This is a genomic window from Corynebacterium sp. HMSC073H12 (assembly GCF_001837775.1).
Lineage (GTDB): Bacteria > Actinomycetota > Actinomycetes > Mycobacteriales > Mycobacteriaceae > Corynebacterium > Corynebacterium amycolatum.
This window is the reverse complement of the sequence record NZ_KV834033.1, coordinates 15,628-31,426: the sequence shown is the minus strand read 5'-3', so window position 1 is coordinate 31,426 and position 15,799 is coordinate 15,628. Positions and strand designations below refer to the sequence as shown.

General features: G+C 59.2%; 13 protein-coding genes and 1 tRNA gene. 2 read left to right on the top strand and 12 right to left on the bottom strand.

The features are described from left to right. Entirely contained in the window at nt 1–1,116 is a 1,116-nt protein-coding gene (locus HMPREF2708_RS03890; RefSeq protein WP_070832586.1) for an efflux RND transporter periplasmic adaptor subunit, read from the bottom strand. 361 nt (nt 1,117–1,477) lie between these two features. Between HMPREF2708_RS03890 and HMPREF2708_RS03885 the strand changes: the two genes are divergently transcribed. Beyond that, a complete protein-coding gene (locus HMPREF2708_RS03885; protein WP_070832583.1) occupies nt 1,478–3,007 on the top strand; it encodes a catalase in 1,530 nt (509 codons plus the stop codon). 155 nt (nt 3,008–3,162) lie between these two features. Here HMPREF2708_RS03885 and HMPREF2708_RS03880 read toward each other — a convergent pair whose 3' ends face one another. The 10 genes from HMPREF2708_RS03880 to HMPREF2708_RS03835 all read right to left on the bottom strand — a co-directional run bounded on the left by HMPREF2708_RS03880 (nt 3,163) and on the right by HMPREF2708_RS03835 (nt 12,671). Continuing rightward, nucleotides 3,163–3,510, bottom strand: a complete 348-nt coding sequence (locus HMPREF2708_RS03880; RefSeq protein ID WP_070832580.1) for a hypothetical protein — start codon at nt 3,508–3,510, stop codon at nt 3,163–3,165. Between the two features lie 131 nt (nt 3,511–3,641). Beyond that, complete coding sequence (locus tag HMPREF2708_RS03875) at nt 3,642–3,938, bottom strand: hypothetical protein (protein ID WP_070832576.1); 297 nt, start codon at nt 3,936–3,938, stop codon at nt 3,642–3,644. A gap of 589 nt (nt 3,939–4,527) precedes the next feature. Next, entirely contained in the window at nt 4,528–4,869 is a 342-nt protein-coding gene (locus HMPREF2708_RS03870; RefSeq protein ID WP_016421914.1) for a monovalent cation/H(+) antiporter subunit G, read from the bottom strand. A 24-nt stretch (nt 4,870–4,893) separates the two neighbouring features. Beyond that, complete coding sequence (locus HMPREF2708_RS03865) at nt 4,894–5,184, bottom strand: monovalent cation/H+ antiporter complex subunit F (protein ID WP_005511667.1); 291 nt, start codon at nt 5,182–5,184, stop codon at nt 4,894–4,896. Next, nucleotides 5,181–5,663: a Na+/H+ antiporter subunit E gene (locus HMPREF2708_RS03860; protein WP_070832573.1), complete on the bottom strand. Its 483-nt coding sequence runs from the start codon at nt 5,661–5,663 to the stop codon at nt 5,181–5,183. Before HMPREF2708_RS03860 ends, HMPREF2708_RS03865 begins: the two co-directional genes overlap by 4 nt. Then, complete coding sequence (locus tag HMPREF2708_RS03855) at nt 5,663–7,204, bottom strand: monovalent cation/H+ antiporter subunit D family protein (RefSeq protein ID WP_070833095.1); 1,542 nt, start codon at nt 7,202–7,204, stop codon at nt 5,663–5,665. Before HMPREF2708_RS03855 ends, HMPREF2708_RS03860 begins: the two co-directional genes overlap by 1 nt. Before the next feature lie 23 nt (nt 7,205–7,227). Then, nucleotides 7,228–7,710, bottom strand: a complete 483-nt coding sequence (locus HMPREF2708_RS03850; RefSeq protein ID WP_070832570.1) for a sodium:proton antiporter — start codon at nt 7,708–7,710, stop codon at nt 7,228–7,230. Further along, nucleotides 7,707–10,901 (bottom strand): DUF4040 family protein, encoded by a 3,195-nt coding sequence (locus HMPREF2708_RS03845; RefSeq protein ID WP_070832566.1) that lies wholly within the window; start codon nt 10,899–10,901, stop codon nt 7,707–7,709. Before HMPREF2708_RS03845 ends, HMPREF2708_RS03850 begins: the two co-directional genes overlap by 4 nt. Before the next feature lie 560 nt (nt 10,902–11,461). Further along, nucleotides 11,462–11,538, bottom strand: a tRNA-Pro gene (locus tag HMPREF2708_RS03840). 197 nt (nt 11,539–11,735) lie between these two features. Next, the gene (locus HMPREF2708_RS03835) at nt 11,736–12,671 is read right to left on the bottom strand and encodes a metallophosphoesterase (protein ID WP_070832563.1); all 936 of its coding nucleotides are present in this window, start codon (nt 12,669–12,671) and stop codon (nt 11,736–11,738) included. A 39-nt stretch (nt 12,672–12,710) separates the two neighbouring features. On the opposite strand from HMPREF2708_RS03835, the gene HMPREF2708_RS03830 reads away from it, so the two are divergent. Beyond that, entirely contained in the window at nt 12,711–13,172 is a 462-nt protein-coding gene (locus HMPREF2708_RS03830) for a GatB/YqeY domain-containing protein (RefSeq protein WP_005511696.1), read from the top strand. Nucleotides 13,173–13,252: 80 nt separating this feature from the next. Here the strand turns inward: HMPREF2708_RS03830 and HMPREF2708_RS03825 are convergent, their stop codons facing one another. Beyond that, nucleotides 13,253–15,667: a transglycosylase domain-containing protein gene (locus HMPREF2708_RS03825; RefSeq protein ID WP_070832560.1), complete on the bottom strand. Its 2,415-nt coding sequence runs from the start codon at nt 15,665–15,667 to the stop codon at nt 13,253–13,255. Between the last annotated feature and the right edge of the window lie 132 nt (nt 15,668–15,799).

Here is a 15,799-nt window from a genome sequence, read left to right as displayed (position 1 = left end):
CTACTTTTCAGAGCCAGCGTCATCGCCGGACTCATCGAAGCCAGTGTCACTGCCATCACCGCTGCCGTCGCCAGCGCCGGTGCCGGTGCCAGTGCCGTCGTCAGCGGACTCGTCCTTGTAGGACGGCACGTACTCCAAAACCTGCTGGCCTTCCTTCAGGCCACGCTTGATCTCAATGAAAGTGCCATCGTTGGCGCCGAGCTCAACCTTGATTTTGGTGGGCTTGCCGCCATCCTTAGCCGGAGCGTAGACGACACCTTCGCGGAAGCGTCCCTCCACGGCGGTCACCGGCAGTGCCGGGACCTCCGAGGTGGTACCGCTGCCAAGAATCAGCGTGGCAGGAACACCTTCGTAGACAGTCTGATCTGCGGGAATATCGCAGCGCAGCTGTGGGCCACCCGAGGAATTCCCAGCAGCGGCGGCACCCATGCCAGCGCCATCCCCGGCGCCAGTGTTCTGCGAGCCCGCGCTACTTCCAGTGACAGTCTTCACCGAATCACACAAAAACGGTGCCGGGCCATCGGTGATAGCGAGGCGGCCATTGTTAATCGAATCTCCCAGCGTGTACAGCTGACTCGGCTTAATAGGTGCTACAGCGTGGAAGCTATTCGGCGAAATCGTGCCAATTTCCTGGCCGATCTCGACCGTCTGGCCGATGACGATATCCCACTGCACAGTGCCGGAAGCCTTAGCGGTGATGTTTCCCCAGGTCACGGTGGTCTCTGGTGCGGCAGCTGCGGCGCCTTCTTCATCGGAATCCGCGCTGCCGGAGGTGCTGGCAGCCTCAGATACCGAGGTCTTCTTCACCTGGAGCAGGTTTTGTCCCTCTACGGCGTTGCCACCACTGTTGACATAGGCGTCAGTGATTTCACCGGAAGCGTTGGCGCGGATCACGGTGGGTTCATCCGGGACGATGGTGGCAGACAGCTTCTGCGTGTTATTGATCCGCTGAGGGGATAGCTCCGTGGTGGGTTGGGAGAAATCACCGGTTGCTTGCGCATAGTCCTCGTCGTTAGCGGGGAAGAATGCGATCTTGAGAAGCGCAACGGTCGCCAGCAACGCCAGCGTGTACTTGAAGACTGTGAGCGCTTTCGCGCCCCTCCCTTGTTTTTTCATGTCTGCAGAAGTATCCGATCAGAATCCAAATTGACAGCGTGGTACGCGAGAAATCCTACCCTCAGCCCGCGCGGGCCGTGGTAGTGCTGGCTATACCTTTTATTCAGCGCTAATAGGTATTGCAGGAAAGCGCGGTAAGTGCTTTTCGACGGTCATTGCGTGTGGTTTCCGTGGAGGAATTTTTGCCCTTTTTCGGGTCGAGTGTTTGCGGCTGATACAGCGAACCTAATCGGACTAATAATTAAGTCCACATATAAATCGCGGGCGACTGATAGGAAAAATATGAGATTTCATGTAGGGTGGAAAACGTCAGGGCATGTTGTGACTGCCATCTAGCCCTTGTCTTTAGGAGGAAATCCCCATGTCCAATCTCTATGAAGGCTCCAATGGTCCGACCACTCGCCTCAACGGTGCGCCGGTTCCTACAGAGCAGCACTCGCTAACCAGTGGCCCACAGGGAGGTATTAACCTCCACGACGTCCACCTGCTGGAGAAGCTCGCACACTTCAACCGTGAGCGCATTCCGGAGCGCGTTGTTCACGCTAAGGGCGCAGGTGCTTTCGGTGAGCTGACCGTCACCGAGGATATCTCCAAGTACACCAAGGCTGCGGTCTTCCAGCCGAACACTGTCACGCCGATGCTGGCACGATTCTCCACTGTCGCTGGTGAGCAGGGCTCCCCGGATGGTTGGCGTGACGTGCGCGGCTTTGCACTGAAGTTCTACACCGAAGAGGGCAACCTCGACATCGTGGGTAATAACACGCCAGTGTTCTTCATCCGCGATGGCATTAAGTTCCCGGACTTCATCCACTCTCAGAAGCGCCTGCCGGACACAGGTTTGCGCGATGCCAATATGCAGTGGGATTTCTGGACTGCCTCTCCGGAGTCTGCGCACCAGGTCACCTACTTGATGGGTGACCGTGGTATTCCGAAGGACTTCCGTCATATGGACGGCTTCGGTTCCCACACCTATCAGTGGATTAACGCTGAAGGGGAGCGTTTCTGGGTTAAGTACCACTTTAAGACTCGCCAGGGCTGGGAGTTCCTGACGGATGATGAGGCCGCCGAGCTGGTTGGCGAAAACGCCGACCACGCTCGCCAGGATCTCTTCGAGGCGATTGAGCGCGGCGACTACCCAACCTGGGACGTCAAGGTGCAGATCATGCCTTACGCCGAGGCCGCCAGCTACAAGGTGAACCCGTTCGACCTGACCAAGACCTGGTCGCAGAAGGACTACCCGCTGATTCCGGTCGGTCACTTCACCCTGAACCGCAATCCGAACAACTTCTTTGCCGAGATTGAGCAGGCCGCATTCGCGCCGTCGAATACCGTGCCGGGTGTTGGCTTCTCCCCGGATAAGATGCTGCTGGCTCGTGTGTTCTCCTACGCTGATGCGCACCGCTACCGTCTTGGTGTCAACCATGACCAGCTGCCGGTGAACCAGCCGCGTTGCCCAGTGAATTCCTTCTCGCAGGATGGCTACGGCACCTACCACTACGCGAACCCGAACCTGCCGGTTCATGGCTCCAACGCCGCCGGACGCGGCCCGGAGGCCGATACTGCGGCTGCGGCCAAGGCCGCTGGCTGCCCAGTGCGCTCCGGTCATGCCGGGCAGGTCGATGCCGGTGCCTTTGGTCAGTGGGAGAGCGTGGGCGAAGAGTTCTACGCCGGCGCGTATGTACAGCACCCCGAGGATGATGATTTCTCGCAGGCAGGCGACCTTGTCCGTAATGTGATGGACGATGCTGAGCGCGATCGCTTGGCAGACAACATCGTCGGTGCCATGCAAGGTGTTTCCCCAGAGGTGGGGCAGCGTGTCTACCAGTACTGGACCAACGTTGATTCCTGGCTCGGTGCCGAGGTGGAAAAGCGCTTCAAGGCAACGAAGTAAGTACAAAAAGCGTTAGCCCTGCAGGCGGTTTGACCATCTGCAGGGCTAACGCTTTATTTAAAAATTCTGTCTGTGCATGACAGCCACGGCTTTGTGGTTGCCTGCACGCCGACCCGGTTTGGGCGGCTAAGGAACAACCCTAAGTGTGAGCTGTTTTAGGCTCCGATGCCCGGCAGGCTCGGGGAGTCGTTGAAGAACGACTTCGGAGCAGCTGCAGCCTCGTCAGCCTCTTCGGCGGACTCGGACACCTCCTGCCCCTGTTCGGCAGCGTCGGAGACACTATCAGCCTCGACACCGCTGACGTGAGTGGAGTTGTCATTCGTGGTGGACTGATCGTTCGTGAGCTCGATGTCCATGAAGTCGCGGCCGAACGGAGCGTTCCAGTCACCGGTTTCCAGGAGGGTCAGATCACCATCGATGGTCGGATTAATCTCGACGGTGACGTTGACGGTCGGGCCGGAAGGCATTGCTTCCAGAACCTCAACGATAGGAGTGACGTCCATGTTTGGTGTTCCTTTAGACAGTAACGAAATGAAGAATATCGGTTTTAACTGAACAATAAACCGCAGTCTTTATTAGAGACTGGCGGTTTATTGTGTCAAGGATTGGCGGAGCTATTGTCCTGCCATGAAGCCTAGAGAGCAGACAGGCCGATGTCCCCGATCTCCGGGTTCAGGAAGTCGAACTGACGCTGGTCAGACTTGTCGACGGTGGTCTCCGGGTTCAGGAAGTCGGAAACCTCGGTGTCGTGGGAGTCGGTGGTGGAGATGTCCAGGAAGTCGTTACCGAACGGCAGGTTCAGGTCGCCACCAACGTTGGCGAAGTTGACGTCGTTGCCAGCCAGCTGCTCGAAAGCCGGCAGCGGGCTCTCGACGGTGACGTCCGGGAGTGCCTCGATGAGGGTTGCAACGCATTCAGTGGAGCAGGACATGAGAAGATCCTTAAGTTCTCGGGGGTAGAAACTTTGAGTCGCTCTTGGCGAACTCACAGAAATTAAGTTAACCGATGGGGCAAAGGGCTGCAATGAAAAAATAAATGACTCGGTCCGTTGTTGGTCGGTTGTGCCCCCCTGAAGCTCGCTCAAATTCGTCTAAAAATTTTGGAAAGTGGGCGGTTTTGTGACGTTCGAGGCGACACCGGCCTCTGCCTGAATATCGGATGACAAAAGTGTTGTTTTCTTAAAATTTACCGGGATTGCATTGATTGTTTTGTTCTTGGTGTCACAAAGGTGCAGGCAAACGGCAAATTCATCAAAAATGATAACCAAGGGTTCCCTAACTAAGGGAAACCAAAGTTTAGTTAACGGCAAAAACTGCCACTCAATTTAGGGGCATAAAATGAGTTAGCAAGCTCCCCATAACCCATGAGAGGTGCATCACATTGTGGGTGCTCGAAAGTGTGGGGAGATATACCCCCTTTTGGGTAGGCTGGGTGGCCTAAAGGGGGTGCCGGAGCGCGCTGAGGAGCCGCTGTGAAACTGGCCGCTAACGGCGTAATCAGGACGTTTCCCGCGCCGCTAGCTACCGCTCCGGCACGTAGTCCTCAGCGGAGCCGTCACGGGCACCCAGCACCGCGCGTCCAAGTACCTCGGAGGCGACAGTAGCGACGACCAGGACAGCAACAATCGCCAGAATGGCGGTGAGGGTTTTGCCCCAAGTCAGATCGCCCTGGTCGGCCTCTAGGACCAAGTTGGCAATCACCAGTGCGGGGATACCCACCATGATTCCGGCTGAAAGCTGGTTCAACCGGCTCAGGGCATCTTTAGAGCGCCACATGGCCACGCCCGCCAGGAGCAGGTACAAAGATCCGCCAATGACCAGCACGGCAAACAATATAGTTACAAGAATTGAAGCGATACTCATATTGCGATTCGTCCTTAATCGGTCTTAGCGGCGGCCACGGGAAATAACTCGGGCCAGGCCCACGGTCGACAAAATGCCAAGCAGACCCGCCAGCATTGCAATATCGAAAGTGATGGCCGTAGTCCGCAGCATGGCAGTTGTGAGAAACACTCCCACCATGGGGTAGAAGGCAGCGTCGGAAAGTACTGCGCGTGAGACATTGCCCTTGACCCGGAAGATCAGCACCACGCCCACAAGTAGCGCCACTGAACATAGAGCAATGCCAATGCCGCTGATTACCTGTACTGCGGTGGGATCGATCAATGTGTCATTCATGAGCGTGCTCCTTTGTCTTCGCCTTTGGAGGCAATGCCATCCGGCAGCGGCAGACCATGGTCGACCTCAGCGGCAACGCCGACGACGGCATCCGGGTCAATGAACTTGTCCGCGTTGTACTCCTCGAAGACGAACGCCTTCGGGCGGGGGGCATCGCGGAGGCTGGGAACGAGGTGCTCCTCCATGTCATAGAGGGAGTCGTACAGCGCATCCAAATCGGCACCGAAAATCGCGTGGATGATAAACAACCGTCCCACATCGGTCTCACGGACACCGCAGACTAGCGTGCCAGGAGTCATGGTGATGGACTCGGCAAAGAGAGTGACCTCGAGGTCAGACTTCACACGCAGCGGCAGCCCAATGAGCACTGGCTGCTGCTTCTGACTCGGGCGCAGCGTATCGCGCACCACGTCCGTCGCAGCCACAACAACCTGCCAGACCAGCCAGAGGGAATAGCGGATAACATGCAGGAACTTCATCAGTAAATACCTCCGATGGCGTTTTCAACCCCGCCGAGAGTCGCCTCGCGGTAGCCATCAATATTCAGCAGCGCATCAGCCGCACCGGTGGTCGCCCAAGTGACGGCGCCGACCGCGACAAACATTGCCACAGAAACAATTGCCAGCATGGCGGACGGCGCAACCAGCGCGCCCGGAACGCGAACGGAATCGTCCACGCCCTGCATGGGGCGGCCCCAGAAGACCGCACGCCACAGCCGAATCATGGCCAGCAGCGAGCCCAACGAGGCAACAATAATCGCCGTAATCGCGACAATCGAGCGGGCATCGCCAGTAGCGGCAGAGGCAAAGACAATGCCCACCTTGCCCCATACACCGGAAAATGGCGGGAAACCAACAATGGAGAAACTCATTGCCGCCATCACCCAAGCGACCGCCTGGTCGCGGCGGGCAAGCCCAGAAAGCCTGGAGAGCGTACCCGTACCGTAGGTCTCTTCCACCGCACCGGAGCCCAGAATGAGGGCACCGACAGTCACCATGTGGTGGATTGCGTAGAAAATACCCGCAGCCAGTGCCGCCTTGGCGCCCTGGCCGTCGTTAGCATCCGTGAACGCCAGCACAATCAGAATGAACGGCATACCCGTGACCATCTGGTAGGCCAGCACTTCACGCATAGTGTTCTCGGCGAGACCAGCAAACGCGCCGACCAGCATCGAGATCGCCATGATGATAATGATCGGCCAGTGCCAAGAGGGGTTCATGCCCACAATCACGACGTAGATGCGGAAGAGCATGTACACCGCAACCTTCGTATGCACCGCAGAAAACAGCCCCATTACCGCAGGGCTTGTCGACGGATACGTCCTCGGCAGCCACGTGTGCGCCGGAACCAAACCGGCCTTCACACACAGCGCAATGATGACAATGCCGAGTGCGACAACACCCGTGCCGCCGGGGCCACCCTCGCTGGCCATGTCGGCCAGCATTGCGATGTTCACATTGCCCGCCGAGCCGTAGATCAGCGCGACGCCAATCAGCAGCACCGTGGAGGTCAAAAGGTTGACCAGCACGAAGTTACGACCAGCAGCCAGGCGGTGCCAGGTACCGGTTACTGCAATCAGGCCGTAGGAAGGCAGCAGCATGACCTCCATGAACACGAAGAAGTTGAACAGATCGGCAGTCAGGAAAGCGCCCGACATACCCGCGAGCATCATCAGTGTCAGGGAGGGGAAGAACCGCGAGGTATTTTCACCCGCGACGTGGGCGAACCAGTTACCGATGGCGACCACCGCTGCGGCCACGCCCAGCATCAGCATGGAGAACGTGTCCGCCAAGAAAGGAATCGAGATACCACCGGGGAACGCACCCACACCATGGCCGACCGGGCCGTTTTCAGCGACGTAGAACATCACCCAAAACGCAGCCAGCGACGATAGTGCCGGAACGGCGATGCCCATCGTCGCTCGCATCCACAGCTTCGGCAGGATGGCTGTGACTGCCGACAAAATCAGCGGCAGTGCCGCAAACAGTGGCAGTAGCGAAGACAGAGTTGAAGGAGACATTGCAGAGGTCATTGCAGAGGCTTCTACCATTTCTCGTCACCGCCGAAAGGAGTCTCGCGCGGGAACTTGTTCGGAGCCGGAGTGACTCCCGGGGTGCCGGTGACCGTGGAATCGGAGTCCGCTGGAATGTGCTTACCTGCACGACGACCAGCCGTCGACAGCTTTTGCATAGCTTCGCGGTCTTCGTGGATACGAGTGTCGTCATCGCGGCCCAAACCAGCCAGAGCCAGCATGAACGCGGTCACGGCCATGGTAATCACGATGGCTGTCAGCACGAATGCCTGCGGCAGCGGGTCCGCCATCTGCTCGGCAGCGCCAGCGCCGGCAGTAGCTTCGTTGCCCAGCAGCGGCTCACCGCGCCAGGCACCGACACCCGTCGACAAAATAATCAGGTTGGCGGCATGCGAAATCAGAGTCATGCCGATAATGGTGCGCAGCATGCCGCGCTGTAGCACCAGATACGTGCCACCGCCTGCGAGGACGGCAGCCATGATGGCGATAATCACTTCTTGGCCTCCTCAACGGTGGCATGAGCTGGGGCAGGGGTGTTCTCCGTTTCTGAGGCGAACACGCCCATCTCCGGCGGCACCCGCAAGCTCGAGCGGTCTGGATAGAGATCCTGCATCACATCGTCCGACCCGGTCACACCAGGACGGTTCGGGCCGCCCAGGAGATTCAGCGCGGTTGCCACAATGCCGATGACGGCCAGGTACACGCCGACGTCGAAAAGCAATGCCGTGGTGAGGTGCTGACCCAGGAACTCGCCGTACAGCGGTGCCAAGAACGACCCCTTGGCGAATCCGATGAAGCCCGTGACGATTGCCGTGATGACACCCGCGGCGCTGAGGACCACCGGGGTCTTCTTGCCGAAGACCAGCTCGTCGCGATCCTTGGACAGGTAAATCAGCATGACGGCAGCGGCGCCGATCAGCGCCGCGTTGAAGCCGCCGCCCGGAGCGGTACCGCCGCGGTAGAGAATCACAGCAGACAGCGCGAACAGAACCGGCGACAGCCAGCGGACCAACCAGCGCATCATGATGGAGTTCAGAGCGGGCTCCGCAAGCGGCGAAGGCTGATCGAGCAGGTGCGGGAAGCGAGGAATCGACGTGACAACCGCCGCCATCGCGACACCCGCCATACCGAGAACCGCCAGCTCACCCATGGTATCGAAAGCACGGAACTCAACCAGGATCACGTTGACAATATTGGTTTCGCCCGTGACCTTCTCCGTGTTGTCGATGTACCACTGCGCAACCTCAGGCAACTGACGACGGCCAGTGAGGAACCACACCGCGCCGAACGTAGCCAAGCCCACGGCAACTGCCACGACCGCGGCGGAAGCCTGGCGGTTCTTTGAGGTCTCAGAGAACGCGCGCGGCTGGAAGCGCAGCACCAGCATCATCAGCACGACAGTCAGGATTTCCACCATGAACTGCGTCAATGCCACATCTGGTGCGCCCAGCAGGAGAATCTGCAACGTGACACCAACACCGGTGACGCTGAGCAGCACAGCAGCCTGCAGACGGTTCTTCGCCCGAAGTGTAGCCCACACGCCAATAACAACAACGATCAGCGGAATCAGATCGGTCAGGTGGTCGATGCCGTCGATCTTCGGCAGCACCGGAGCGCCACCGACACCCGGAGCGATTGCAATGACCAGGGCGTATACCGCGAGCAAACCAAGCAGCGGCAACAGGTGCCGTGACGGCTGATGCGAATGCGCCATCTTGGCCATCACGCGACCCACACGCTGCGAGACGCTCAACGACGTATTGATTGCCTCCACACCGGTGAACGGGAAGAGCTTGCGGTCGGCCATGACGGCGCCTACGCGGGCGCGAGTGAAGATGAAGCCAACGCCGACAACCAGCACAATCACAGAGATAATCAGCGGTACGTTTACGCCGTGCCACAGGCTCAAGTGCGATTCCTGAGTCGTGCCAGCCGGAAGCTGACCGACCGTATCCGCCACGCGGTCCAGCGGACGGTTCAAAATAGCACCGGCAGCGAAGGCTACAGGCAGGCTCAGCACGCCAGGAATGGCGGCCGGAAGCCACAGCGAAATCGGAGCCTCAGTGATGTGGTCAACATCGCGCGGACCATCCACGAACGCACCGAACACCAAGCGTGCCGAGTACGCGAAAGTACCAATCGCACCAATCGCCGCCACTGTCAGCAGGATGACGACACCGGTGTTGGACAAAGGTGCGCCCTCGAATGCGGTCAGCATGCCCTCCTTCGACATAAAGCCGAAGAACGGCGGAATTGCCGCCATCGATGCCGCACCGAAAATCATGGAGCCAAAGCTCCACGGCATCTGCTTCCACAGCGGACCCAAGCGACGAATGTCGCGCGTGCCCGCCTGGTGATCAACCACACCGGCCATCATGAACAGCGAAGACTTAAACATCGCGTGCGCAATGGTGTGCACAACCGCAGCCATAATGGCGAACTTCGTGCCCACACCAATCGTGGCGACAATCCAACCCAACTGCGAGACCGTCGAGTACGCAATCAGCTTCTTCAAGTCAGTCTGCTGCAGCGCAAAGTAGGCCGTGGCAACAGCCGTCCACATACCCATGACAATCAGCAGCAACTGCCACACACGCACGTCTGCGAAGACCGTGGAAAAACGCATCAGCAGGTAAACGCCCGCCTTGACGACGGCCGCAGCGTGCAAGAAAGCCGAGACGGGAGTTGCGGCCGCCATGGCCTCTGGAAGCCAGGCGTGGAAAGGGAACTGAGCTGCCTTCGTGAAAGCACCCAGGGCCACCAACGCGGCAATGAGGCTACGCGCTGTCGGGTTGGCCTCCCACTCAGGCGAAGCCAAAACCTCGGTGAGGTTCGTGGAACCGGTTAGCCACACAGCACCGCCGAGGGCGGCCAGAAGCAGCAGGCCGCCGGTGAAGGTCAGCAGGAGTGTGCGCAACGAGCCCAGCTCGCCCGACGAACCCGACCTTGCGATGAGCAGGAACGACGCCATCGAGACCAGCTCCCACCCGATGAAGAGGAGCATGATGTCGTCGGCAAGCACGAGGAGCAAAACCGCCAGCATGAACGCCGTCATCAGGACGTAGAAGCTCATCGCGGATTTCTTAGGCGGCAAATACGCGGTGGAGTAGATGAAGACTATCGAGCCCACCAACAGCGCCAAGAAACTGAACACCATGGAGAGCGGATCGAGCTTCAGCGCAAACGCCGCGTTCAGCTCCGGGGACCAGACACGGGACCAGGTGAAGGTGGTGCCGTCAAGGATATCGCCCGTTACACGCGAAAGCTGGACCACCGACGCGAGAAAAAACGCGACGATGGGCCAGCCTGCGTGACGACCAAGGAGCTTCACAAACAGCGGGGTCAGCGCCAGGGCAACCGCGACCAACAGCGGGACCGAAAGGAGGGTCAGGCTGTCGGCGGAGACTTGGGCGGCTTGAGCTGCTTGGGTGGCTTGAGCTGCTTGAGCTGCTTGGGCTGCGAGCGTTGTCGCGTGCTCTGCGGAGCTGCTTGCCGGGGCGGTAATAGTTGCCGGGGCGGTAATAGTTGCCGGGGCAGAAAGAACGGAATCTAAAGAATTCAATGTTGCCGATACGCCGCCGGACGCAAACTCAGAAGCCAATGTCTGGTCTGGTGGTGCGGTCGCCGACGGAGGACTGGCTGTAAAGGAGCTGGCTGATGCCAGAGCTGCTGCCAGGTGCGTCACTTGGGGGCTACTTTCACATTGCTGTTAAAAAAGTTCGTACTTCTACAGACTAACAGCCACGAAATTGCTCTACGCGGGGTGAAAGGGGCATTTGGGGGAGTGGGGTAAGGCTCTGTGGACCCGGTAGCGAAAAAATAGTGGATCGAGTGATGCACGTTGCGTCGGCGGGTGGGCACCTTCGCTACTTACCCCCAACTCGAGTTACTGACTGCGTTTATGTCAGGTGGCGTTGAGTCAATCCGAGTTACTGACTGCGTTTATGTCAGGTGGCGTTGAGTCGATCCGAGTTACTGACTGCGTTTATGTCAAAAATGGCCTGAAAAATGGCCTGAAAGTGTCATAAACTCACACAGTTTCACATTTGCAGCCTCGGAGTTTTCGGGCTGTCAGTTTTGCCACGTTATCCCCGGCTGTGGTGCTGCCGAAGTTGGGGCCTGACCAGTCACTACCTTGAGAACCAGGCACACCTTTTGTCTAGCGTCCCTGAACGGCGGCGGAAAGTAGCCAATGACAAAACCCTCCCTCACTTGGATAACTCCAGGTGAGAGAGGGTTTTTACTTGGTCGGGGTAGCGGGATTTGAACCCACGGCCTCTTCGTCCCGAACGAAGCGCGCTACCAAGCTGCGCCATACCCCGAGGCCACAGACACGAACTGGGAACATACGTCTCAGTGCTGTGCTTGCGAGGACTTACTTTAGCCCGACGCTGAGCCAGAATGCAAATCGCCTGCTTAACGGGCTGTGGGGCCAAGCGGCGGTCTCTGTCGCACCCGACGAACTACGGACTGCGGACAACGAACCGCACCCGACGAACTACGCACCACGAACTGGAAACTACGAATCCCGCTCCACAACCTCAATCAAGGTCGCGGATGGGCGACAGAACAAACGCACCGGGGCGTAAGGGGAAGTGCCAAGGCCATTGGAGACATGCAGCCACGTCTTTTCGGTCCAGCGCGACAACCCCGAGGCCCGCGAGCGGTCGATACCGCAGTTGGTCACAATGGCCTTCCCTCTGGGCAGGCACACCTGGCCACCGTGGGTATGACCAGAAAGCACCAGGTCGTAGCCATCTTCTGCAAAAGCATCCAACACGTGGGGCTCCGGCGAGTGCGACAGGCCGATAGCGATGTCGGCATCCGCATTCGGGGCACCGGCGATCTGCGAATAATCCTCCAACTCGTGATGAGGGTCATCCACACCGGACAGTGCCACCTTCACTCCGCCCGCGACAAACTCCAGCCGGGCATGGGTGGCATCCTGCCAGCCGTGCTCGATAAACGCAGCGCGCATACCGCGCCACGGTAGTTCGACGCGCGAAGGCTTGCGCTTCTTTCCCGTCAGGTACTTCAGCGGATTGACAGGCCGCGGCGCGAAGTAGTCATTGGTGCCAAACACGAAGGCACCCGGACGGTTCAGTAGGGGGCCGAGCGCTGCGAGGACACTGGGAACGGCCTTGTCGCTGCCCAGGTTGTCGCCGGTATTAATCACCAGGTCAGGGTTCAGAGCATCGAGGCTGGCAACCCACTTCTGCTTCAACTTCTGGTCGGGGAGCATGTGGAAGTCGGAGACATGCAGAATCCGGAAAGGCTCACCCTCGCGCTTTCCCGCCCGGGCGAGCGTGCCGGGTGCCAGCACGGGAACTTGCACACGGTGGAGTTTAAATGCGCGCAATTCGATTTGGTTCGCGTAGATGAACGTCGTCAAGCCAAGCGTGGCGATAGCTGCGGCAGACCGCAAAATTCGGTTGGAAAAAGCGCGCGATGTCATGACAGAGACACTATCAACTACAGCGGTAATCTAGGGCGTATGAGTGAACTGAAGAACACAATTGTCTCCGATATGACCGCCGCAATGAAGGCCCGCGACAAGGAAACCGTTGCGGCGCTGCGCATGCTGAAGGCCGCCATCCAGACCGAGGAGGTCTCCGGCTCCAAGCACGAGCTCACCGATGAAGAGGTGCTGCGCGTGATTGAGCGGGAGGTCAAGAAGCGTCGCGAGTCCGCTGAGATGTACGCCGAGAACGGCCGCCAGGAACTTGCCGACGCCGAGCTCGCCGAAGCAGAGGTTTTCGCCCGCTACCAGCCGGAACAGCTTGACGACGACGCCGTGAAGAACCTCGTCGCAGAATCCGTGGCCGAGGTTGCTGGCGATGACGCGCCGAGCATGAAGATTATGGGTCAGGTTATGAAGGTGGCAAAGGAAAAGGCCGCTGGCCAGGTCGATGGCAAGCGGCTCTCCGAGGCTGTTAAGGCTGCCCTGCAGGGCTAGCGCGACCTTTCGGGGTTCTTTCAGTGCCGCGGTGACTTTTAGCAAGTTGCCGCGGCCATTTTTTTTTAAAACGGCAGCTTCTAGAACGGCAGCAGCGGAATCAGATCCCGCAAGCTCGGCGCCGGCGGAGTGTTTGGCCGAGGGAACTGCGGTAGTGGATCCGGCCGGGGCGTCGTCGACTCCGGTCGCGGCGACGGCGACGGCGCTGGTGGCGGGGTCGGACGACGGGTGCCATCGGCCACGCGAATCGTGACGGTGCCACCCTTGAGAAGTAGTGGCGGCTGGTCCAGCCCGACCACGATTCCGCGCGACTCGCCAGTGAGGGAGACTGTGCGTTCCTCGACCTTGTAGCCAGCCTTCTTAAGGGTCTCCCGAGCCTCGGCCTTCTGCATGCCCACCACATTCGGCATTTGGGTGATAGAGGTGCCCAGACCGTAGTCCGAATCCAATGGGGGGAGGTTCTTTCCGCCATAGTCCTCGATAACCGGGCCGACTGCGCCGAACCATGTCCGCGCGGGCTCGCGACCACCAAAGAGGTTGCCGCTCGGGCACTGGCGCAGCGGTGACGTACACAGCTCCGTGACCGTCGGGGTGTCGTTGTAGGCGTACACCGATCCGGCCAGGCCGCCGGTGAAGCCCAGGAATGCCGCGGACTGGTTCGACTCGGTGGTACCGGTCTTAGCCGCGACTGGGCCTTCCCAATTCAGCTCTTTCGCGGCATCCTTCGCAGTGCCATTGGTTGCGTCATTGCTGAGCGCATTAGCGATTGCGTGCGCGACCCCCGGCTCCACCGCCTGCTCGCACGGTGGCACATTCAGCTTGACCGCATTGCCCTTGGAGTCCGTGATCGACTCAATTGGAGAGGGCTCGCACCAGCGCCCATTACTGGCCAGGGTGGCAGCGACATTGGACAGCTCAAGGTTATTCACCGACGTCGGCCCCAGCACGAACGAGCCGAGCTTATGCTCCGAGACATAGTCCGCCACCGAGGAGTCACCATCAAAACTTCCCGGCTCCGTGTATGAGCGCATGCCCAGGCGTACTGCCATGTCCATCACGCCATCAACACCGACTAGCTCCGAAATCTGAATAAAAGGAGTATTCGGCGATCGCGCGAGCGTCTCGCGCAGTGACATCGACGGCGGGAAACTGCCTACGTTCTCCACGCAGTACAGGCCCGGCGGGCAGCCCTCTGCGCCACCGGTGCCCAGCCCGGAGGCCTCATAACGACGCGGCACCGGGAAGTGGGTATCAATACCCAGCCCCTTTTCCACTGCCGACGTCGCCGCGAAAATCTTAAAAATCGAGCCCGCGCCATTGCCTACCGGCGTAAATGGCTGCGGCTGCACGGTCTGCATTTGCTCCGCATCGAGGCCGTATACGCGTGACGACGCCATCGCGAGCAACTTCCTGGAGTCATCCCCAGGCTCAAGCAAACTCATAACCTCAGCTGCGCCATCCGCAGTCGGTGACGCCTGCTGACGCAGAGACTCCTGCACACTGTCCTGTACACGCGGGTCCAGTGTGGTCTTCACATGGAAGCTACCGCGCTTCAGCTTTTCGGCATCAATACCGTGGTTCTCCAGGTAAGAGACCACATAGTCACAGAAGAAACCGCGATCGCCCGCCGCGATGCAACCCTGCGGCAGGTGCTGAGGCTCCGGAAGAATACCGAGATCAGCTGCCTTGGCGTCCTGAGCCTCCTGCGGGCCAATTGCCCCCGTGGATTCCATAGCCGCAAGCACGTCGTTACGCCGTGCATGCGCACCTTCCGGATTTGTATACGGATTGAGCCCGGAAGACTGCTGAACCATGCCCGCGAGCAGAGCGGCCTGCGGAACATTCAGATCGGACGCGGGAATGCCGAAGTAGGTCTGAGCTGCAGCTTCCACGCCGAAAGCGCCATTGCCGAAGGGGACCAAGTTTAAATACTTGGTCAGAATCTCGTCTTTCGTCAGCTCATCTTCCAAATCCAACGCAATGCGAATCTCGCGGATCTTGCGGCCGTAATCCGTGGCAGTAGCAGCGCGGCGCTCCGACTCCGACTGCGCGTCCACGAGCAGCGTATGGTTCTTAATCAACTGCTGCTCAATCGTAGAGGCGCCTTCCTGCACCGACTGAGACATGAAGTTCTTTACCGCCGCACGGGCAGTACCCTTCCAGTCCACACCAGAGTGCTCATAAAAGCGCCTATCCTCCACGCTGACCAGCGCGTCCTTCATAGCTGGCGAGATGCGTTCCGACGGCACATTAAACCGCCGCTGATCATAGAGCCACGCAATTGGCTGATCATTCCGATCCGTAATAGTGGTGACCCCTGGTGCGTCCTTAGAAATCACCGACCGCGACGCCGACGCGAATTCATCAGCCGTGCGCGCGACGAGGTAGGCCGAGCCGCCCACAAGAGGAAAGAGGGCGCTGGCCATAATCAACGCCGCCAACACAGTGGCAACGGAGAGCTTGAACAGCGTCGAACCTTTATTCACAGCAATCACACTACAAGGTAGGGCGGATTGAGCCGAAGTGAGTTTTCGAAAATCCGCCTAGCGACATGCCGGGCGAGCCCAGAAAAACGCCTGGCGAGCGGGGGAGGAGTGCTACGAGCGCCCTTACAATACCGGGCAACT